Origin of the sequence: Amycolatopsis acidiphila, from assembly GCF_021391495.1 — a bacterium.
GTDB classification, from domain to species: domain Bacteria; phylum Actinomycetota; class Actinomycetes; order Mycobacteriales; family Pseudonocardiaceae; genus Amycolatopsis_E; species Amycolatopsis_E acidiphila.
Window position 1 is genome coordinate 5,983,481 of record NZ_CP090063.1, and the last position, 21,170, is coordinate 6,004,650.

A 21,170-nucleotide genomic window follows, 5' to 3' on the forward strand; every position below is an offset into this window, starting at 1 on the left:
ATCATCCCACCGGTTCACCGATCAGGGCACCGCCGGAGCCCTGTAGCTGGGCACGCAGTTCCGGGGTGAGGATCTGGCCGACGCGGTCGACCAGCATCGTCATCTCGTAGGCCACCTGACCGATGTCGCAGTTCGGCGCCGCGAGGACCGCGAGGCACGAACCGTCGCTGATGGACATCAGCACCATGATGCCGAGCTCCATCTCGACCACGGTCTCGTTGACCGCCCCGGCCTCGAAACAGCGCGCCGCCCCCTGCGTGAGGCTGATGAGGCCGGAAGCAACCGCGGCGAGCTGGTCGGCGCGGTCGAGGGGCAAGCGGTTCGACGCGGTCAGCAGCAGCCCGTCGGCGGACACGACCACCGCGTGCGCCACACCCGGCACACGCTCGGCGAAGTCATTGACCAGCCATCCGAACTGGTTCTGTTGTGGCTGCGGCGAGGTCATTCACCCTCCATGGTTTCGTGTTCAGACTCGGCAGGCTGTCCCGTGCGGTGCCGTCCACGCCGGACACCTTGCTGGAAACTGTTCAGCCTGCCGCGCACATCCTGCGGGTCACGCTGGGTTCGCGGTCCAGGCGTGCTCGCGGAAGACGCACTGCCCGGCAAGAGTTGTTCACCACGACGGCGGCGCGGCAGTCCCGCCGCCGTGTAGCCCGACGGAGCGGCCTGCGAGACCGCCTCGACCGTCCGCCAGCTTTCGTCCGTCGGGAAGGACCAGGCGGACTCCCCGGCCGCGGCGACGGGTTCGGCCACGGTCTCGGCTTCCCCACGCTGCCGCCGGGGCAGCGGAGCCTCCGTCGCCGGAGCCTCCTCCGGCGACTCGTCGAAGAACCGCGGCTTCTGCCACAGGAACGCGCCTGAGGTCTCGGTGGACTCCTCCGGCGGCTCGAGCCGCCGTGGCGGCTCGGCGGACCGGCGCTGGGGCAGCGGGCTCTCCCCGCCCTGCTGCAACTCCCGCTGCGACTCCCGCTGGGGCAACCGCTGCGACAGCGAGGTCTCCGGGACCGGCTGCGGCGGCCGCTGGGGCAGCCCGCCCTCGCCGGATCGCGGCGGCAACGGCGGGTTCTCCCCGACCGGGCGCCGGTGCGGCAGCGCGCCGCCGGACTGCCGCTGCGGCAACGGGTTCTCGCCCGTCGGCTGCCGGCGCACCGGTGCGCTCTCCTCCGGGGGCTCGGGGCGGCGCCACGGCACCGGGTTCGCCGTCACGGCCTCGGCCTCGTCGGCGTCCGGCCATGACTCCTGCCGCGGATCCTGTCGCGGCTGCGGCTGCGGCACACCGGCGGACCTGCCCGGCGACGGCCGCCGCTGCGGCAGCGCCTGGCTCGCGGTCTCCTCGAGAGCATCCTGCGGTGCGGCGCTCTGTGCCTCGGCCGGCTGCTGATCGCGGGCGGCGTGCCGGGCACGGCTGACGCCCTGCTGGAAGCTGCTCAGCCGGCCACGGATGTCCGCGGGGTCCCGCATCGGCAGCGGCGCGTCCGTCGACGACTCCGCCTGCCGCACCGGCTCCGGGGTGCCACCGGGGGTGGCGCTGCCGGGCATGAGCTGCTCACCGCGGCGGCGGCGTGGCAGGCCGGACTCGGTGAAGCTGGTCGGCTCCACCTCGGCCACGGCACGCGCGGCACGGAAGCTCTCGTCGGCCGCGAAGTCCCAGCCGGTGGTCGCCCTGCCCTCGGCGGGCTGCTCGGGCTCGCGCACCGCTTCGGCCGGCTTCTCGGCTTCCACGGGCTTCGCGGACTTCGCCGGCTTCGCGGCGACTGCCGCCTTCTCCGGCTTCGGCGCCGGCTTGTCGCTGCGGAACCAGGCCGAAAGCGTCTCGTCGAAGATCGGGGTGGTCTCGCGCGGGGTGGGCGGCGGCGGGGGCGGCGCCGGTTCGGCCGCGGCCGCGCTCCACCACTCGGTGAGCGCGCCCGAGCTGGTGTTCGCCTCGAACAGCGCCTTGCCCGCGGGCAGCGCGCCGCCCGGCAGGTCCGCCGGCTCGGGGTTGGCGGGCGGCTGGTCCAGCTCGTCCGGCTGGACCGGGCTGAACAGCTCCGTGCCCGAAACCTCCAGGTCCGACGGCGGCCGCGGCGGCAGCATGCCGGAGTGGCCGTTCTGACCCCACGGCCCCGGCTGGGCGGCACCGTCGCCGAGTGTGCCCGAGGTCGTCCCGGCGAGGCTGGTCAGCGCACCCGCGCGGCCCGCGCCGTTGACGGTGCGCCGACGCGGCAGCTCCGGGTCCTGCTGCTGCTGGGGCACCGGGGCGGGGACGGCCGTCTCCGGCAGGTCCATCACGAGCTCGGCCGGCACGTTGACGGTGGCACGGACACCGACGATGTCCTTGCCGCCGTGCAGGGTCACCCCGATGCGGTGCCGCCCGGCAAGGCGGCCGACCACGAACAGGCCCATCCGGCGCGAGGTGGCGAGGTCGACGCTGGCGGCCTCGGTCAGCCGGGCGTTCGCCTCGCCGACCTCGGCCTCGTTCATGCCGATGCCCTTGTCCATGATGTCGACGACCAGACCGCCCTGGTCCGACACCCGCGTCGACACGGTCACCTGCGTCTCGGGCGCGGAGAACGCGGTCGCGTTGTCCAGCAGCTCCGCGATCAGGCGCATGAGGTCGCTGGCCGCGTAGCCGACGATCCGCGCGGTGGGCGGCGGCTGCACGACCACGCGCTGGTACTGCTCGATCTCCGACACCGCGGCACGCAGCACGTCGGCGGTGGTGACCGGCTGGCCGGACCGGCGGCCCGGCTCGGCGCCGGAGAGGACCATCAGGTTCTCGTTGTTGCGCCGCATCCGGGTGGCGAGGTGGTCGAGCTGGAACAGGGTGGCCAGCTGGTCCGCGTCCTCCTCGTCCCGCTCCAGCCGCTCGATGAGCTGCAGCTGCCGCTGCACGAGGCTCTGGCTGCGGCGGGAGAGGTTGACGAACACGCTGGAGTAGCCGGTCCGCATCGCGGCCTGCTCGATCGCCAGGCGCAGCGCCTGACTGTGCACCGCGTCGAACGCCTTGGCCACCTGGCCGATCTCGTCGGCGGTGCCGACCACGACCGGGGTGACCTCGGCGCCCTGCTCGCGGCCCTCCTGAATGTTCCGCACGGCGGCGGGCAGTTGCCTGTCCGCGACGTCCAGCGCACTGGTGCGCAGCAGGCGCAGCGAACGCAGCAGCTGGCGGGTGATCAGGAAGACCACGGCGGCGGTGAGCACCAGCGCGGCGAACAACAGCACGGCCAGCAGGCCGGCGTCGGTGCCGGAGCTGTCCACCAGCTCGCCGGAGGTCGTCGCGGCGTCGTCGCCGAGGCGGGAGCTGACGGCACGCAGGGAGTTGAGGACCGCGGTGGACACGGTGTCCCACTGCTCGCCGGAGATCGCGTCGAGCGCGTCGCTCGCGGTCAGCCCCTGTGCGGCCAGCACACTGCTGACCAGCCGGCTGCGCGTGTCGAAGTCCGGCCCGGTGACCGTGCGGTCGAAGTCCTGGCCCTGGGCGCCGCTGGCGGCCGCCCGGAAGTCCTCCAGCCGGTCGGCGAGGCGGACCTCGGCCGTGCGCAGCTGGTTGAGCTGGGTCGGGGTGAGGCTGCCCCGCGCGATGCCGTAGCTGAGCAGCACCTGCGACGTGGCCACCTCCTCCTTGGCGACCTGCAGGTCGTGCAGCGCGTTGGCGGTGCCGCTGACGGACGGGTCGCCCATGCCGGCGACGAGCGAGGTGTCGAGGCTCAGCAGCGCGGTGGTCATCGCGGAGTAGGCGTCGAGCGCCTGGACCGAGTCCAGCTGGCCCGCGGCGACCTGCTGGCGGACCTCGGCGAGCCGGGCGAGTGCGTTGTTGCTGGCGGTGCCGGGCGCGGAGACCGCGTCGTCGACCTGCGTCACGCGTGCGGTGTCGGTGCTCAGCGGCTTGAGCGCCCGGTCGGTCGCGGCACGGGCCGCGTCGAGCTCCGGCGAGCTGCCGACCGTGCCCTGGGTGAGCAGCGCCGCGGTGCGGGTGCGCTCCTGCTGCAGCGCGTCGACGAGCCCCCGCACGTCCGTGCCGAGCACGACGAGCCGGTCGATCCGGTCGTAGTCGTTGGACCGCTGCACCTGGTTGTTGATGGTGATGCTGCCCAGCACCAGCGAGATGAGGATGGGGACCAGCGTGACCGCGGCCAGCTTGACCGACAGCGGCCAGTCTCGCCATCTGCTGACCGCGCTCCACTTGGAGGGTCGCCGTGGTTGCTGGCCTAGGAGCTGTCCCACAGGCACTTGGCCTTGTCCTGCAACGGTCACGAAAGTGACTCCCTGTCCGGCATCTCGTGTGCGCGTGCTGCGACGTTCGTTCGTGCGTGCCCCGTCCGGGCCGACGCCGCCGTCCCCGGCCTCGTCGACCTGCCGATCGCCGACGTCCTTGCATGATGCGATGTGCAGCATGGTCGGAACAAGATCGGTAACCTTCGGTCACAGCGAGTCAACGTGGCGAAGGAAGCGTACACCAATGGGGTCGAACTTGACCCGGGTGCAAATAGTGCTTCCGACCTGGGGAAATACCCGTTGTAACAAGGGGTTGACTCGTCAGTAGGCAGCCCTCCGCCGCGTTCCTTCGGATGTGTGACAGCCCAGGTGAGGCCGCTTTCATCCACTTTCACCCACATAGCGCAGGGGTCTCCTGACGATCGCGGGAAAGGCGTACTGACCGTGTGCCCAGTGACGGAGTTACAGAAGAATAACGCCCGATCATGTGGCTTTTGACAGCTGGTCAATCAACGACTATTTCCGACGAACCGGCCTAACCGGACAGAAGTTTTCGCCATCACGCTGCGAATTTGTTAATTCCTCTCAGTTCACTCCATAGAGTGAGCTTTTGCGATTATGGCTACCCATAGTGACATCATTGGAAGCGCTTTCCGGCGACTCTAGCCTGAACGGCTCATTACAGCAGGTAAAAGCACTAATCGGTGCTCACGGATTGAACCTGGCCTGCCCATCGGCCCGTGTCGACCCGTGGCTAGCATGTGCCGCTCAAGGTTCGCCAGCTCGCCGGGAGGCAGCCATGCAGAACGTCGTCCAGAGTTCCACGACGAGAACCTCCGCCGAGGACACCGGCCAGATGCCGGCGCTGTTCGAGGCAGGCGAAGAGGCCCCGAAGCCCAGAAGGCGCGGGGCCGACATCGACTACGTGACGATCCAGCGGAGCCAGGAGTTCGCGACTTTGCGGAGCCGGTTCCGCGGGTTCGCGTTCCCGATGACGCTGCTGTTCATCGTCTGGTACCTCGTGTACGTCCTGCTCGCCGCGTACGCGCACGACTTCATGAGCAAGAAGGTCTACGGCGAGATCAACGTCGCGATCGTGCTGGGCGTCCTGCAGTTCGTCTCGACCGCCCTGATCACGATCGCCTATCTGCGGTTCGCGAAGCGCCGGCTCGACCCCCAGGTCGAGACCGTGCGACAGCAGGCAGGAGTGCGGTAAACCCATGATCACCACGTTCGCGGCCGGCGAGAGCCCGGACAGCAACCCGATCCTCAACACCTCGGTGTTCGCGATCTTCGTCGCGATCACCCTGTTCATCGTGTACCGGGCCAGCAGCGGGAAGAAGTCCCGGTCCGACTACTACGCGGCGAGCAGTGCGTTCACCGGGCGCCAGAACGGCATCGCGCTGTCCGGCGACTTCCTCTCGGCCGCGTCGTTCCTCGGCATCGCGGGCGCGATCGCCATCAACGGCTACGACGGCTTCCTCTACTCCATCGGCTTCCTCGTGGCTTGGCTGGTCGACCTGCTGCTGGTCGCCGAGCTGCTGCGCAACACCGGCCGCTTCACGATGGGCGACGTGCTCAGCTTCCGCATGAAGCAGCGCCCGGTCCGCGCCGCGGCCGCCACGTCCACGCTGGTCATCTCGCTGTTCTACATGCTCGCGCAGATGGCGGGCGCAGGTGCGCTGATCGCGCTGCTGCTCAACGTGCACGGCCGCTTCGGCCAGTCGATCGTGATCGGCGTCGTCGGCATGGTCATGGTGTTCTACGTGCTGGTCGGCGGCATGAAGGGCACCACCTGGGTGCAGATCATCAAGGCCGGGATCCTGATCATCTCCGTCGTGCTCATGACGGTGTTCCTGTTCGGCAAGTTCGGGTTCAGCCTGTCCAACCTGCTCTCCCAGGCCGCCTACCACAGCCCGCTGGGCGAGAAGCTGCTCGAGCCGGGCGCGCAGTACGGCAAGAACGGCACGACGAAGCTGGACTTCCTGTCCCTCGGCGTCGCGCTGATCCTCGGCACCGCCGGCCTGCCGCACGTGCTGATGCGCTTCTACACCGTGCCCAACTCGCACGAGGCGCGCCGCTCGGTCGTGTGGGCGACGGCGTGTGTGTTCGTCTTCTACCTGTGCACGCTGGTGATCGGCTTCGGCGCGACCGCGCTGGTCGGCACCGCCGAGATCAAGGCCGCCCCCGGTGGCGAGAACTCCGCCGCGCCACTGCTCGCGCTGCACATCGGCGGCACGGTGTTGCTGGGCATCATCTCCGCGGTGGCGTTCGCGACCATCCTCGCGGTGGTCGCGGGCCTGACGATCACGGCTTCGGCCTCCTTCGCCCACGACGTGTACGCCAACGTCTTCAAGCACGGGCACGCCGACCCGGAGGACGAGGTCCGGGTGGCCCGCCGCACCGCGATCGGCGTCGGCATCCTGTCCATCCTCGGCGGCATCCTCGCCAACGGGCAGAACGTCGCGTTCCTGGTGGCACTGGCGTTCGCGGTGGCCGCCTCGGCCAACCTGTCGACCCTGCTGTACACGCTGTTCTGGAAGCGGTTCAACACGACCGGGACCCTTTGGGGCATGTACGGCGGGCTGATCTCCTCGGTGGTGCTGGTGATCTTCTCGCCGGTCGTCTCCGGCAGCTCCACGGCGATCATCAAGGGCGTGGACTTCCACTGGTTCCCGCTGACCAACCCGGGCCTGGTGTCGATCCCGTTCTCGTTCGTGTGCGGGTTCGTCGGCACGCTGGTCGGCCGCAAGACCGACCCGCGCAAGTACGCGGAGATGGAGGTCCGGTCGCTGACCGGCATCGGGACCTGACACGCTGGGCGGCGTGAGCTCCGACCGGATCCGCCGCTTCCTGGCGGGACAGCTCCCGCCGACGCCCTTCCTGGTCGTCGACACCGACGTCGTGACCGAACGAGTGCGGGAGTTCGCCGTCGAACTCCCGCACTCACTGCTTTTCTACGCCGTGAAGGCCAACCCCGAACCCGCCGTGCTGGGTGCGGTGCTGGCCGCCGGTGGTGGGTTCGACGTCGCGAGCCCGGCGGAGATCACCGCGTGCCTCGCCGAAGGCGCGAAGCCGGAGCAGCTGTCGTACGGCAACCCGATCAAGAAGCCCGGCGACATCGCGTTCGCGTTCGACCGCGGCGTCCGAAGTTTCACCACGGACACCGGCGCGGACCTGGAGCAGCTCGCGCGGCACGCGCCTGGCGCCGCGGTCACCGTGCGGATGGTGGTGGACGCACCCGCCTCGGCCACGCCGTTCGGCCGCAAGTTCGGCGCCGAGCCCGCCGACGCCGTGCGGCTGCTGCGCCGGGCCGCCGAGCTCGGCCTCGAACCCGCCGGAGTGGGCTTCCACGTCGGCTCACAGCAGCCGGACCCGGCCGCCTGGGATGCCGGGATCGCCGCGGCTGCCAAGGTCTTCGCCGAGGTCCCGTTCCGCAGGCTGAACATCGGCGGCGGCTTCGGCATCACCTACCGGGCACCGGTCCCGTCCCTCGCCACCTACGCCACCGCGGTCCGGGACGCGCTGGACGCGCACTTTCCCGCCGGGGCGCCGGAACTCGCGCTCGAACCCGGCCGCGCGATCGTCGGCCGCGCGGGGCTCATTCGCAGCGAAGTCGTGCTGGTGGCGCAGCGCGGCGGGCACCGGTGGGTGTACCTGGACATCGGACGCTACAACGGACTCGCCGAGACGGAGAACGAAGCCATCCCGTACCGCCTGGAGGCGGGCGACGGCGAACGGGGGCCGGTCGTCATCGCCGGGCCGACGTGCGATGGTGACGACGTGCTCTATCAACACACGTCCTACGAGCTTCCGCTCGCACTGAAGGCGGGCGACACGGTGGACATCCTCGACGCCGGTGCGTACACGGCGAGCTACTCCTCGGTGTCCTTCAACGGGATCGAGCCGCTGCGGACGTACTGCCTTGGGTGAGATCGGCGCCTTCTCCGGGCGGCACGTGCTCGCCGAGCTCGACGGGATCGAGCCGCGCCTGCTCGACGATCCGGACTTCCTGCGGGAGGCCCTGCGCTCGGCGGTCGCCGAGGCGGGCGCGACCGTGGTCGACGTGCTGGCGCACCGGTTCGCCCCGCACGGGGTGACGGTGCTCGCGCTGCTCGCCGAGTCGCACGCCTCGGTGCACGCGTACCCCGAGATCGGCGCGGCGTTCGCGGACGTGTTCACCTGCGGGGAACGCGCCGACCCGGAGCTGGCCGTGCGCCTGCTCGCCCGCGCGCTCGGCACCGGCTCCGTCCGCACCACCACCGCCCGCCGCGGGCACGGCGCGCGGCAGCTGACCGAACCCGTGGGGCGCGGCATCTCGCGGTCCTGGGACGTTTCGGACGTGTTGTTCGAAACCAGGACGGAGTTCCAGCACCTGCTGATCGGCCGGACCGCACAAGGGATCTCGCTGTTCTGCGACGGCGAGCGCCAGAGCACGGAGGCCACCCAGCTCACCTACCACGAGGCGCTGATGGTGCCGCCGATGCTGCTGGCCGGGCAGGTCCGGCGAGTGCTCGTCATCGGGTCCAGCGAGGGCGTAGCGAGCCGGCTCGCCGTCGCCGGGGGCGCCGAGGTCGTCGACCACGTCGACATCGACCGGGTGGCCGTGCGGGCCTGCGCCGAGCACCTGCCCTACGGCTACACGCCCGCAGAGCTCGCCGCGGCCGAACGCGGCGACGGCCCGGTCCGCGTGCACTACCGCGACGGCTGGGAGTTCCTGGCGCGGGCCGAGCCCGGGTACGACGTCGTGGTGATCGACCTGCCCGACGAGAACGACGACCCCGGGGCGCAGCACAACCGCTTGTACGGCAAGGAGTTCCTCGAGCGCTGCACCGCCCTGCTCGCACCCGGCGGGGTGGTCTCCAGCCAGGCGGGCTGCCCGACGATGTGGCGCAACGACACGCTGGTCAGCGCGTGGCGGCGGTTCACCGAAGCCTTCGGCACAGTCGTCTACTACGGCTCGGACGAGCACGAGTGGGCGTTCCTGTCCGGGCGCGTCGAAGGCGGGGAACCGGACCTCGAAGGCCGGCTCGAGAAGGCGGCCTACCGCCCCCGGACGATCGACGCCACGGCGTTGCGGGGCAACACCGTGCCGCCGCTTCGGGTCAGAGCTTCCGGCCCGACTCGGCGCGGTGCGTGACGGCCCGCTCGGCCACGAAGGACAGGAACGGGATGGTGCCGGCCAGCAGCACCAGGATCGTGCCCTTGATCGACCACCGCGACTTGAGCGCCAGGTCGACCGCGACCACCAGGTACACCATGTAGAACAGGCCGTGCGTGACCCCGGCCCAGCTCATCATGCCCGGGGAATCCGCGGCGTACTTGAGGATGAACGCGGCGGTCAGGCACAGCAGCGCGACACCGGTGGCATACGCCAGCACCCGGTAGCGCAGCAGTGGCCCCCGCAGGGACGCCGCGACCTTCGCGGTGCCTTCTGTGCTCACCATTTCGAGCTTCTCCTAGTGGTCCTGTTGGTCTCGCGCGTGCAGTTCGGCGAGGTAACGGTTGTAGGCGGCCAGTTCGTCGTCCTCGTCGTCGGGGACGGCCGGCGTGACGGGCCGGGGCCTCGGCACCTCGGCGACCGGCTTGCGGCCCCACTCCTGGCGGCTCTCCGGCTCCGGCACGGCCGCGTCGTCCGCCGCCGCGGCCTCCCGGTGCAGCTTGCGGATGCGCAGCACCATGAACGCCGGGAAGAGGCCGAACAGCGGCCACTGCAGCACGTAGCCCAGGTTCTGGAAGGTGCCGCTGGCCGATTCGAAGCGGTCCCACTGCCACCAGGCCAGCCCGCAGCACACGATCAGGCTGAGCAGGCACAGCGCGCCGATCGTGAGGCGGCGTGGTGTGAGGAACCCGGCTGGCACGCTTCGACGCTAGCACTCGGGGGGCTTCACGAGACCTTTACCACCTGCGCGGCCTTGGCGTAGGAGTCGGCGAGGCCGAACACCTTCTGCGCGTACTCGACGGAGTTGTTGTACGACAGGACGCCCTGCCACCAGCCCGCGGCGCTGGACATGTCCCGCCCGCCCGCGCACAGGTACTTCGCGGCGGCGAGCGCGGCCGCGTCTATCTGCTGCGGGTCGTAGCCGCCGCCCCACTTCGCCCAGGTGCCGGGGATGAACTGCATGGGACCGACCGCGCGGTCGTAGTTCGGGTCGCCGTCGAACCGCCCGCCGTCGGTGTCCCCGATGGCCCGGACCCCGGCGGAGCCGTCCAGCGGGACGCCGACGATGGGCTTCGACGGGTAGCCGTTGGCCTGCAGGACCGCGCCGCCGTACTGGCCGTGGTTGGACTCGATGCGCCCGATCCCGGCGAGGGTGGCCCAGGAGATCTTGCAACCCGGCTGGCTCTCGCGAACGGCCAGCTCGGCGTTGCCGTAGCCGACCAGCGCCCTGGCCGGGACACCCGTGACGGACGCCACCTTCGCCGCCCACACCGACAGCAGGTCCTTGCCCGAACTCTGGTGCTGCTGCGGCTGCTGCGCGGGCTGGGTGTCCGCCACCGGCGCACCCGCGACGGTGGCGTTCACCGGGGCCGTCGACCCGGGCTGCACGTCGGCGGCCTGCACCGACAACGCCGGGATGTCCGTGGTGGTCTGCCCGGCCGGCGGGGTGCTGACCCTGGTGGTCACCAGCACGGCCGTGGCCGCCACGCCCAGCACCGCCACCACGACGGCGAGCCTGCCCAGCACGGCCAGGCCGGCTCGTCTCGTGCGTGCCTGCTGCTTCTCGGCCGGGGGCACTGCGCCGGTTTCCTGCTCGCCTTGCTCAGTGCCCAAGAATCCTGCCTCCCACCGACGGCGTCCCTATACGAGCAACGACCGTACGCGGGATGACGTTACGGTCAGCTCGCGCGCTGCTGCCTGGCCAGCCGGGCGACGCACCACGCGGGCGCGCTGCCCCGGCGCAGGTGCTGCAGCACGGTCATCGGGCCGAGCCTGCGGCTCAGGTCCGACGGGGCAAGACCGGCCGCGCGGTAGTCGAGCGCACGCTGGTCCAGCGGGCTGATCCCGGCGTCCCACCACTTGGCGGCCTCGGCCACGTCGCCGATCATCTGCCACCAGCCGGCGGCCGCGACCAGCAGCTCGTGCGGCACACCTGGCAGCCGGGCGCGCATGGCGTCGAGGTAGTCGGGGTCGGCCGACTCGACGGGGGCCCAGCCACGGGCTCCGGACCGGGCGCGCTGACCGGGAATTCCGGGCGCCTGCTGCGGTACGTCGGCGAGCCACGCGGACGCGATCCGGTCGATCTCCTGCTCCTCGGCCGTCTGCTCGCGTTCGGCTGCCCACTGCCGAATAACCGCATCAACTCCGGGATCTCCGGTCATCCCTGCCTCCTTGTGCCCCAACTGACAAGTCCTGACGTGAAACCGCGATGATCGAGCGATCGAGCGTGCCAGAACCAGCTGGTCACGCAATGTGAGCACCGTAGAGCCATTTCCCGCTGCTGCGCCAGACCCTTCGGCCGACGAATTCGACGACCAGGGGGTTAATCCGATTGATCCACCCGGATGGTCGAATCAACCGGCCTACATTCCGAGAATCGTGACTTTCAGTGATCGCGTTACAGGGCGCACGAAAGGCCGGCACCGCGGTCCGCGGCGCCGGCGAGATCGATCTGGGGTCAGGAGAAGAGGGCTCGCACGAAGGTCACGATCGCCTCGGCGCCGTCCCGCAGCCAGCCGAGCACGTTGTGCACGACGTCGGCCGACTGGGTGGGCCTGGTGATGAGGAAGAACAACACGAGCGCGACCACGGCGACGATGACGATCTTCTTCGCGTTCGCCGACATGCGCTCCATCCGATCGACTCGCGGGCCCGCGCCCGCGACACCCGCCATCCTGCCCGGCGGACGGGCTTTCCAACAGGCTTTCACCCGCTTGGCGGCCACTCCTGACTCTCCGTGCGCGGCCCAGCCTAACTTTCGCTGTCGCATACCCCGGTCAGGACATGCCGGTAAGGGCGCCGGTGACGGTATTTCCGGCGGCACCGGCGCCCTCAGGGCGACTACGCGATGACGGCGGCCGCCCGCAGAGAGGCGAGTGTGGGCTCGTCGTACCCGAGTTCGGCGAGCACGTCCGCGGTGTCGGCGCCCTTCTCGTGCGGTGGCTCGGGAACCTGCGGCGGCGTCCGGTCGAACCTCGGCGCCGGGGCGGGCTGGACCACGCCGCCGATGTCGACGAAGGTGCCCCGCGCCGCGTTGTGCGGATGACCGGCGGCCTCCCACGGGCTCAGCACCGGGGTCAGGCACGCGTCGGTGCCCTCGGCCTTCGCCACGAGCTCGTCGCGCGTGTGCTTGCCGATCGCTTCGGCCACGATCTTGCGCAGGCGCGGCCACTCGTCGGCATCGATGTGGACCGGCAGGTCCTCGCCCTCGAGCCCGAGCACCTTCACCAGGTCGCCCCAGAACCGCATCTCGATCGCGCCGACGGCCACGTACTTGCCGTCGGCGGTCTCGTAGGTGTCGTAGAACGGGGCGCCGCCGTCGAGCAGGTTGGTGCCGCGCTCGCCCGGCCACAGCCCGGCGGCCCGCATCCCGTGCAGTTGCGTGGTGAGCAACGCGGCACCGTCGACCATCGCCGCGTCCACGACCTGTCCCCTGCCCGAGGACGTCCGCTCGTGCAGCGCGGCCAGGATGCCCATCGCGAGCAGCATGCCGCCGCCCGCGAAGTCGGCCACGAGGTTGAGCGGCGGCACGGGCCGCTCCCCCGCGCGGCCGACCGGTTCGAGCGCACCGGCGATGCCGAGGTAGTTGATGTCGTGCCCGGCCGCGGCGGCCAGCGGGCCGTCCTGGCCCCAGCCGGTGACCCGGCCGTAGACCAGCCGCGGGTTGCGGGCGTGCACCTGCTCCGGGCCGAGGCCCATCCGCTCGGCGACGCCGGGCCGGAAGCCCTCGATCAGCACGTCGGCCTGCTCGGCCAGACGTAGCACCAGCTCGACGCCCTCGGGCTTCTTGGTGTCGACGCCGATGCTCCGGCGCCCGCGCGTCAGCGGGTCACCGGCGATGGCGAGCACGTCGTGCCCCGGCGTCGCCCGGTCCACCCGGACGACGTCGGCGCCGAGGTCCGCGAGCATGGTCGCGGCGAACGGCGCGGGCGCGAGCCCGGCCAGCTCGACGACTTTCAGGCCGCTGAGGGGACCTGGCCTCATAAGTCGAATCCCTTCTCAGAGCGTGCGGGAGATGATTTCCTTCATGATCTCGCTGGTGCCGCCGAAGATGCGGCTGATCCGGACGTCGGTCCAGGCGCGCGCGATCGGGTACTCGCTCATGTAGCCGTAGCCACCGAACAGCTGCAGGCAGTCGTCGATCACCTTGTTGACGCGCTCGGTGGCCCACAGCTTCGCCATCGCCGCGCCCTGCACGTCGAGCTCGCCGCGCAGGTGCCGTTCGATGCACTGGTCGAGGAACGCGCGGGCGACCGCCGCCTCGGTGGCGGCCTCGGCGAGCTTGAACTTCGTGTTCTGGAAGTTGAAGACCGGCCGGCCGAACGCGGTGCGATCCTTGGTGTAGGCGATGGTCTGGTCGATCGCCGCCTCCATCCCGGCCACCGCGGAGACGGCGATGATGAGCCGTTCCTGCGGCAGCTGCTGCATCATCTGGATGAAGCCGTGGCCCTCCTCGCCGAGGAGGTTCGCCGCGGGCACCCGCACGTCGTCGAAGAACAGCTCAGCCGTGTCCTGGCCCTTGAGCCCGATCTTGTCCAGCACGCGGCCGCGGCGGAAGCCCGGGGTGTCGGTCGGCACGGCGATCAGCGAGACGCCCTGCGCGCCCGCGTCCGGGTCGGTCTTGACGGCGAGCACGACGAGGTCGGCAAGGCCGCCATTGGTGATGAAGGTCTTGGCGCCGTTGATGACGTAGTAGTCGCCGTCGCGGACCGCGCGGGTCTTGATGCCCTGCAGGTCCGACCCAGTGCCCGGCTCGGTCATGCCGATGGCGCCCACCAGCTCGCCACTGGCGAACTTGGGCAGCCACTCCTTCTTCTTCTCCTCGGCCGCATAGGCCAGCAGGTAGTGCGCGACGATTCCGTTGTGGACGCTGACGCCCCACGCGCCGTCCCCCGAGCGCGCCTGCTCTTCGTAGAGGATCGCCTCGTGCGCGAAGGTGCCGCCACCGCCGCCGTACTCCTCGGGGATCGACAGTGCGAGCAGCCCGACGTCGCCAGCCTTGTTCCACAGCTCGCGCTCGACGTGCTTCTGCTCGCTCCAGCGCTCCTCGTTGGGCGCGAGCTCCTTCTGGCAGAACGTGCGCGCCAGCTCGCGGACGTCCTCCAGCCCCTCGGCCCAGGCGCTCTTCGGTGTTGGCAGTGGCACGGCGCGGCCTCCTAGAAAACATTACACGCGGAAGGTAAGTTCTGAATGGAATGTACATCCGGGAGGCACCGTGGTCGAGTCCCGAGGGCACCGCACCCAGGCGCAGCGGCGTGAGCAGACCAGGAGGGCGCTGCTCGACGCGACGGTCGACTGTCTCGTCGAGCTCGGCTACGCGCGCACGTCGATGCAGGAGATCTGTTCCCGCGCAGGGGTTTCCAAGGGCGCGGCGCAGCACCACTTCACGGACAAGGCCGAGCTGATGGCGGCCGCCGTGGAGCATCTGACGACCAAGCGGATGACCGCGCTGGCCGAGTCGCTGGGCAAGCTGCCACGCGGCGCCGACGCCATCCCCGCCGCGATCGACATGCTGTGGGCGGGATATTCGGGCGCGCTGGCGACGGCGTCGACAGAGCTGTGGATCGCCGCCCGCACCGACCCGGCCCTGCGCGCCGCGATCCGCCCGGTCGACAGGGCGATGGGCCGCAGCGCGCTGGCGAGTATCAAGGCGATCGCCGAGGACCTGCCCGCGGATCAGGTCGAAACCCTGTTCTGGCTGACCGTGAACCTCACCCGAGGGCTGGCGCTGGACGCCGAACTAGGCGGCGCGCCCGCCCGGCGGAAGCAGCTGCTGGAGGAGTGGAAGCGGGTGGCCGTCCAGCACGCGAGCGAGGGCTGAGGTTGCTGAGACGGGCCGGCCCGGCCCTCACTCGGGCCGGCCCGCATCGTCGGTGAGACGGGCGCGGGCGCTGGCCATGACGTCAGGTCCGGGTCACCCTTCAGGGGAGACCTGCAGGACGGAGTTGGCTGATGACCCGAACCCGGCTCGCCGCCGCGGCGTTGACGCTCGCGGCGGCCGGACTGCTCGTTGCCGGAAGCTTCCTGCCCTCGACCGTGACCGAACACTTCACCCGCGGGAACCGGGACCAGCTGCTGGTGACGTCGTGGCGCCCGGCCTTCGACCCGCCGCTGGAAGGCGAGATCGCCCAGGTCTACGGCGACAGCCATGTGCCCCTGTTCGGCATCCCGCTCGCGGTGGCGGCCGCGGTGGCCTTGATGACCCGGCGATGGGGCCTGGCCGCCGCGCGCACGACGGTGACCGCTGCCGCGGCCGGTGCCGCCGGGGTGGCGTTCATGCTGGGGATGGACGTGGACTCGACGCTCAGCTACGCGGGTCCGACGCCCGTGGACGCCACCATCAACCGGACGGTGTACGCCGTGGGTGCCGGTTTCTGGCTCATCGCGGGCGGTGCGTTGGCGGCCCTCGCGGCGGCGGTCGTGCTGCTGCGCCGCCCCCGGCAGGAGGTGGGGGACGCCACCCCGCCGCAGGGCTTCCGGCCGGCGGGATACGGGTGGGGGCCGGGGTACGCGCAGCCGCCGCAGGGCTATCCGGCGACGGGGGCACACCCTCCCGGGCCAGGCCGGCCGCCGGCGTCTGAGCCGCCGGCGTCTGAGTCCGCGCAGCCCCCGGGCCATCGACCCGAGTACGGCTCGTCCACCGAGCCTTACTCGCGGCAGAACGGGCGGTCGAACCCACCCGCGCAGGAACCGCCCTCGCGGCAGAACGGGCGGTCGAACCCACCCGCGCAGGAACCGCCCTCGCGGCAGAACGGGCGGTCGAACCCACCCGCGCAAGAGCCACCCTCGCGGCAGAACGGGCGGCCGAGCCCACCCGCGCAAGAGCCACCCTCGCGGCAGAACGGGCGGCCGAGCCCACCCGCGCAGGAACCGCCCTCGCCTTGACGCGGCGCCACCCGCCACGGGCCCAGTGCGACCGGACCCTGGTCTGACATACCGGCGGTATGATGTACTCGTCGGTAACGTAGCCGCGCGCCAACGGAGGGGCCATGACGAGCACTGCCGCGACCACCGGGCACGAAGCGAACAAGCCGACCACTGTCGGCGGAATGGTCGGAGCGCCGTCCGCGGCGCGAGCCGCCCAGCTGACCCGGCGCGCGGCCGGCGGGCAGGACTCCGCCCCCGTCGAGGTCACCGCCCCGTTCACCGGCCTCCTCACCGCCACCCTTCCCCAGGCCACGGACGCCGACACGCGCAAGGTGTTCGACGAGGCACGGGAGGCGCAACGCGCCTGGGCGGCGCGCCCGGTCCGCGAACGCCAGCAGATCCTGACCCGCCTGCACGCCCTGGTCCTGGATCGCCAGGACGAGATCCTCGATCTGGTGCAGCTCGAAGCCGGCAAGGCCCGGATGGACGCCTTCGACGAGGTGAGCGCGACGGCACTCGTGGCGGCGTACTACGGGAAGTACAGCGCGCGCATCCTGCGTTCGAAGCGCGCCGCCGGGGTGATCCCCGTGCTGACGAAGGCCGGCGAGCTGCGGCACCCGAAGGGCGTCGTCGGCGTGATCTCACCGTGGAACTACCCGCTCGCGCTGACCGCGATGGACGTCTTCCCCGCGCTCGCCGCCGGTAACGCCGTTGTCCAGAAGCCGGACAACCAGACCGCGCTTTCCGCACTGTGGCTGCACGAGCTGGCCGAGGAGGCCGGGCTGCCCGCGGGTGTGTGGCGGATCGTGCTGGGGCGGGGGTCGAAGATCGGCGACGCGCTCGTCGAGGAGTCGGACTACCTGTGCTTCACCGGCTCCACGCCCACGGGCAAGGACCTCGCGGCGAAGGTCGCGCGCCGCCTCACCGGCTATTCACTGGAGCTGGGCGGCAAGAACCCGATGATCGTGCTGTCCGACGCGTCTGTCGCGAAGGCGGCCGCGGGTGCGGTGACGGCATGCTTCTCCTCGGCCGGGCAGCTGTGTGTGTCGGTCGAGCGGATCTATGTGCACGAGAGCGTCCGCGAGGAGTTCACCCGGGCGTTCGTCGTGAAGACCCAGGCGTTGCGGCTCGGTGGCGAACTGGGTTACGGGGCGGACATGGGCTCGCTGACGTCGGAGAGCCAGCTCGCGACGGTGTCGGCGCACGTCGAGGACGCCCGCGCGAAGGGCGCGACGGTGCTCGCCGGGGGGCGGGCGCGGCCGGACCTCGGCCCGCTGTTCTACGAGCCGACGATCCTCACGGATGTGCCGGAGAGCGCGGACCTGTTCGCGGGCGAGACGTTCGGGCCGGTCGTCTCGATCTACGGCTACAGCGACGTCGAGGACGCGATCGAGCGGGCCAACGACACGACGTTCGGGCTCAACGCCAGCGTGTGGACCGGCGACGCGCACGCGGGCTGGGCGGTTGCGTCGCGGATCAAGGCGGGCACGGTGAACGTGAACGAGGGCTACGCGGCGACGTTCGGCACCGTCGCGCTGCCGATGGGCGGGATGAAGGAGTCCGGCTACGGGCGGCGCAACGGGGCGGAGGGACTGCTCAAGTACACCGAGTCCCAGTCGATCGCCGTGCAACGCGGGCTGCGGCTGCGGCCGCCGCGCCTGGTCCCGCCGAAGCTGTGGGCGCGCGGGATGACCGCCGGGATCCGCGTACTGCGCCGCATCCGGTGAGGCGCGCGGCCGAACGAGCTGGCGGGGGCGACAGGCGCGACGACCCCGAGCCGGGGCGCCGCGACGCCGGCGATCGCCCACACCGTCACGGCCGACGCACGTCGGTCGCGCCTTCTACGTGCGCACCACGGACTGGCCCGCGGGACGTACCAGCAAGCCGCGGTCATAGGCGATCGCGACCGCTTCCGCGCGGCGGGTCGCGCCCAGCTTCGCCATCACCCGGGAAAGGTGCACGCTCACCGTCTTCTCGCTGATGTACAGCTCATCACCCACCTGACGGTTCGTCCGGCCCAGTGCGACCCGCTCGAGCACCGCGCGCTCCCGTTCCGTCAGCGGGTCCACCGTGTCCCGCTGGGGCAGCGCCGCCGCCACCACCCCGGGCAGCTCGATCCGCGCCCGGCGCGCCAGGTCGCGAATCGCGTCGCGCAGGGGCATGGCACGCAGCTTGTCCGCGGTCTGGTGGGCCTCGACCAGCACCTCCGCCGCCCGCTCCGGCTCGGCCGCCGCGAGCAGCGCCTCCGCGTGCTGCCACCGGCACACGGCCTGCTCGTAGACCGTCCCGTAGCCGAACTCCTCGGCCGCCTTCGCCCACAGCGCTGGATCCGCCGGGCCCCGCAGCCCGCTCGCCGTGGCCTCCGCCCGTGCGAGCCAGGCGCGGCCCTCGGGACCGAGGGCACCGGAACGCGGTTCGCCGTGCTCGGCGGCGTACCTGATCCGCTCGATCAGCTGCTCCCCCAACTCGGCGGCGGCCGTGGCGCCGGCGTCGTCTCCGCGCAGGCGCGCCACCGCGGCTTGGGCGGCCACCGCCGCGAGCGCGCCCGTCCCCAGTCTGATACCGCTCAACCGGTATCCAGGGTCGAGCGCCTCCAGGAAGTCCATCGCCTCCCTGGCGCGCTTGACCGCCGTCTCGTGGTCGCCCTGCCAGTACGCCAGCTCGACACCGGCACTGCCCGCGGCGATCGCCGTCAACGGCTCGGCCCGCCAGTGCGGGCGGAGCTCCGCGAGGAGCTTGCCCGCCACCGTGAACCGGCCCCGCGCCACCACGATCGGCAGCCACGACGCCGTCATCCGCGCAGTCAGCACGCTGGACACCCCACGCGCCGGCGCACCGGTGACGGACTCCGACGGCCAGTCCCCGCTCTGGTAGAGCAGCGAAAGGTGCCGCGCCCGCAGCTCCAGCCCGTACGCGCTCCACGTCAGCCCGGTCTCTTCGGCCCGCTTGATCCCCCGCTGGAACACCTCGATCGCCTCGGCGATCTCGCCCTGGTCCTCATAGCTGAACCCGAGGAAGCACAGCGCGCGCAGCTCCACGTTCGGCGCCGAGGCGTCACGGGCCTTGCGCTCGGCATCGCGCAGCCGGGCCCGCGCCTCGACGAAGTCGGCCGCGTTGTCGGCCAGCGCGCCGAGTGTGATCAGCGCTGAGGCTTCGGCCCCGGCGCTCTCGGCCGTCCGGGCGTCCTCGACCGCCGCCTGCGCGCTCGCCAGCGACTCCGCACCCCGCTCCGTACCGCGCAGGATGGCCGCCCTGGTCGCGAGGACCCACGCCCTGGTCTTGCTCGGCTCGGCGTCCGCGACCAGGTGCCACGCCCTGTCGATCGCTTCGAGTGCCTCGTCGATCGTGCCTTCGACGTTCATCAGCGCCTCGGCCAGCCGCCGCCACGTCTTGGTCGCGCGGACCACGTCGGTGTCGGTGCGCAGCTCCTGCACGGCCGAGCGGGCATAGGCGATCGCCCGCTCCGGCTCGCCCGAGGTGCCCGCGAAGTACGAGGCCTCGTGCAGCAGCCTCAGCTCGTCGACGTCGTGCGGGCGGGCCGCGGCCGGGACCGCGTCCCAGATCTCCAGGGCCTGCTCGGCATGACGCAGCGCCGCGCCGGGCGCCCCCAGCCGCTCCGCCTCCTCCGCCGCCCGCAGGAGCGCGGGCAGCGCCGTGGTGAGATCCCGGCTCTGCAGGCTGTGGTACGCCAGCTTGGCGTCGTGACCGCGGCCCTGCGGGGTGCGCGTGATCCGCGCCGCGTACGCCGCGTGCATCCGGGTGCGCTCGCCCGGCAGCAGGTCCCCGTACATCGCCTCCTGCAGCAGCGCGTGCCGGAAGGCGTACGCCCCCTTCTCCACCACCAGCACGTGATGCTGCACGGCCTCGCGCAGCGCCTCGTCCAGCTCGTCCTCACCGAGCCCGGACACCTCGGCCAGCGCCGCGTGCGAGACCGACTCACCCGCCACGGAGATCGCCCGCAGCACGCGCCGCGCGTCCGGCGACAACCGTTCCAGCCGCGCCAGCAACACCTCGGCGAGCCCGGCCGGGATGTCGGTGCAGTCCGAGCACGAGGCCAGCAGCTCCTCGGCGAAGAACGGGTTGCCCTCCGACCGCTCGGCCACGCTGGCGACCACCTCAGGGGCCAGCGGACCGTCCGCGAGCGCTTCGACGAACGCGCGCGCGTCGGCCTCCTTCAGCGGGTGCAGCTCGAGCTGGGTGACCACCGGCAGCCGCACCAGCTCGACCAGCAGGCCGCGCAAGGGATGCCGGCGGTAGACGTCCTCCTCGCGGTAGCTCGCCACGATCAGCAGCCGCTGCGAGCGCAGCCGGGACAGCAGGAACGACAGCAGGTTCCGGGTGGACCCGTCGGCCCAGTGCAGGTCCTCCAGCACCAGCAGCACCGGCCGGTGCTCGGCGATCTCGGTGAGCACGCCGAGCACCGCGTCGAACAGCTGCAGCTGCCCCAGGTCCTGCTCCGGGCGCGGCCGGTACGGCGCCTCGTGCTCGGAGGTGACGGGCACGTACTCCACGTTCGACACCGGACCCGGCTGCGCCAGCGGCAGCAGCCGGCCCAGCGCCGGGCGGATGCGCACCGCGTCGCCGACCGCCGCGTCGTCCGCCGTGGCCAGCGGGCCCAGCGCCTCGGCGAACGGCAGGTACGGCAAACCGCCTTCACGCACGTCCAGGCAGCGACCGGTCAGCACCAGCGCGCCGCGGCTGCCCGCGAACTCCGCCAGCTCGGCCAGCAACCTGGTCTTGCCGACGCCCGCGTCACCCGCGAGCAGCACCGCGCCGGCCTCACCACGTTCGGCACGGGTGAAGCCGGCACGGAGCCGGCGCATCTCGTCGACACGCGCGACCAAGGGGATACCGGAACCTAGACGGGGCACAAGACGCATTCTTACCCACCACACCGACAGTTTCGGAACGGTTTTCGCTGTGCTCTGCGCGGACCGGGCAGGAC

17 protein-coding genes and 1 pseudogene are annotated in these 21,170 nt (G+C 71.5%); 8 read left to right on the plus strand and 10 right to left on the minus strand.

Annotated features, from left to right (window positions below):
* Window position 1 precedes the first annotated feature (1 nt).
* Both LWP59_RS29335 and LWP59_RS29340 read right to left on the minus strand, forming a co-directional pair.
* On the minus strand, window positions 2–445 hold the full coding sequence (locus LWP59_RS29335; RefSeq protein WP_144637604.1) for a roadblock/LC7 domain-containing protein: 444 nt from the start codon (window positions 443–445) through the stop codon (window positions 2–4).
* Window positions 442–4,212, minus strand: coding sequence for a sensor histidine kinase (locus LWP59_RS29340; RefSeq protein WP_308431710.1), 3,771 nt, complete (start codon window positions 4,210–4,212; stop codon window positions 442–444). The genes LWP59_RS29335 and LWP59_RS29340 overlap by 4 nt, the downstream gene beginning before the upstream one ends.
* Window positions 4,213–4,996: 784 nt before the next feature.
* Here LWP59_RS29340 and LWP59_RS29345 point away from each other — a divergent pair.
* The 5 genes and pseudogenes from LWP59_RS29345 to LWP59_RS29365 all read left to right on the plus strand — a co-directional run bounded on the left by LWP59_RS29345 (window position 4,997) and on the right by LWP59_RS29365 (window position 9,337).
* Complete coding sequence (locus LWP59_RS29345) at window positions 4,997–5,413, plus strand: DUF485 domain-containing protein (protein ID WP_144637600.1); 417 nt, start codon at window positions 4,997–4,999, stop codon at window positions 5,411–5,413.
* A 4-nt stretch (window positions 5,414–5,417) separates the two neighbouring features.
* Window positions 5,418–7,010, plus strand: coding sequence for a solute symporter family protein (locus LWP59_RS29350; protein ID WP_144637599.1), 1,593 nt, complete (start codon window positions 5,418–5,420; stop codon window positions 7,008–7,010).
* A gap of 13 nt (window positions 7,011–7,023) precedes the next feature.
* Entirely contained in the window at window positions 7,024–8,130 is a 1,107-nt protein-coding gene (locus LWP59_RS29355; RefSeq protein WP_144637597.1) for a type III PLP-dependent enzyme, read from the plus strand.
* Window positions 8,123–8,473: pseudogene (speD, locus tag LWP59_RS29360) on the plus strand (adenosylmethionine decarboxylase); the annotation flags it as partial. The gene LWP59_RS29355 and the pseudogene speD, both read left to right, overlap by 8 nt.
* A 15-nt stretch (window positions 8,474–8,488) precedes the next feature.
* Window positions 8,489–9,337, plus strand: coding sequence for a spermidine synthase (locus LWP59_RS29365; protein WP_456151355.1), 849 nt, complete (start codon window positions 8,489–8,491; stop codon window positions 9,335–9,337).
* On the opposite strand, the gene LWP59_RS29370 is transcribed toward LWP59_RS29365, so the two are convergent.
* The 7 genes from LWP59_RS29370 to LWP59_RS29400 form a co-directional block, all read right to left on the minus strand.
* Entirely contained in the window at window positions 9,303–9,644 is a 342-nt protein-coding gene (locus LWP59_RS29370; RefSeq protein WP_144637594.1) for a DUF3817 domain-containing protein, read from the minus strand. The two genes, LWP59_RS29365 and LWP59_RS29370, sit on opposite strands and share 35 nt — an antisense overlap.
* A 12-nt stretch (window positions 9,645–9,656) precedes the next feature.
* Window positions 9,657–10,058: a hypothetical protein gene (locus LWP59_RS29375; RefSeq protein ID WP_144637592.1), complete on the minus strand. Its 402-nt coding sequence runs from the start codon at window positions 10,056–10,058 to the stop codon at window positions 9,657–9,659.
* A gap of 26 nt (window positions 10,059–10,084) precedes the next feature.
* Window positions 10,085–10,972, minus strand: a complete 888-nt coding sequence (locus tag LWP59_RS29380; RefSeq protein ID WP_373299510.1) for a lysozyme family protein — start codon at window positions 10,970–10,972, stop codon at window positions 10,085–10,087.
* A gap of 65 nt (window positions 10,973–11,037) precedes the next feature.
* A complete protein-coding gene (locus tag LWP59_RS29385) occupies window positions 11,038–11,520 on the minus strand; it encodes a helix-turn-helix transcriptional regulator (protein WP_144637591.1) in 483 nt (160 codons plus the stop codon).
* A gap of 296 nt (window positions 11,521–11,816) precedes the next feature.
* Window positions 11,817–11,984 carry a hypothetical protein gene (locus tag LWP59_RS29390; RefSeq protein ID WP_186383205.1) on the minus strand — a complete coding sequence of 56 codons (168 nt, stop codon included), beginning with the start codon at window positions 11,982–11,984 and terminating at the stop codon, window positions 11,817–11,819.
* A 215-nt stretch (window positions 11,985–12,199) separates the two neighbouring features.
* Window positions 12,200–13,342: a CaiB/BaiF CoA transferase family protein gene (locus tag LWP59_RS29395; protein WP_144637589.1), complete on the minus strand. Its 1,143-nt coding sequence runs from the start codon at window positions 13,340–13,342 to the stop codon at window positions 12,200–12,202.
* A gap of 15 nt (window positions 13,343–13,357) precedes the next feature.
* A complete protein-coding gene (locus tag LWP59_RS29400) occupies window positions 13,358–14,503 on the minus strand; it encodes an acyl-CoA dehydrogenase family protein (protein ID WP_144637588.1) in 1,146 nt (381 codons plus the stop codon).
* A 70-nt stretch (window positions 14,504–14,573) separates the two neighbouring features.
* Here LWP59_RS29400 and LWP59_RS29405 point away from each other — a divergent pair, with 70 nt between their 5' ends.
* From LWP59_RS29405 to LWP59_RS29415, 3 genes are all read left to right on the plus strand, one after another.
* A complete protein-coding gene (locus LWP59_RS29405) occupies window positions 14,574–15,179 on the plus strand; it encodes a TetR/AcrR family transcriptional regulator (RefSeq protein WP_144637586.1) in 606 nt (201 codons plus the stop codon).
* A gap of 131 nt (window positions 15,180–15,310) precedes the next feature.
* A complete protein-coding gene (locus tag LWP59_RS29410; RefSeq protein ID WP_191334816.1) occupies window positions 15,311–16,243 on the plus strand; it encodes a hypothetical protein in 933 nt (310 codons plus the stop codon).
* A gap of 104 nt (window positions 16,244–16,347) precedes the next feature.
* Window positions 16,348–17,952, plus strand: coding sequence for a succinic semialdehyde dehydrogenase (locus LWP59_RS29415; RefSeq protein WP_144641690.1), 1,605 nt, complete (start codon window positions 16,348–16,350; stop codon window positions 17,950–17,952).
* A gap of 114 nt (window positions 17,953–18,066) precedes the next feature.
* On the opposite strand, the gene LWP59_RS29420 is transcribed toward LWP59_RS29415, so the two are convergent.
* Entirely contained in the window at window positions 18,067–21,105 is a 3,039-nt protein-coding gene (locus tag LWP59_RS29420; protein WP_144641689.1) for a helix-turn-helix transcriptional regulator, read from the minus strand.
* Window positions 21,106–21,170 lie beyond the last annotated feature (65 nt).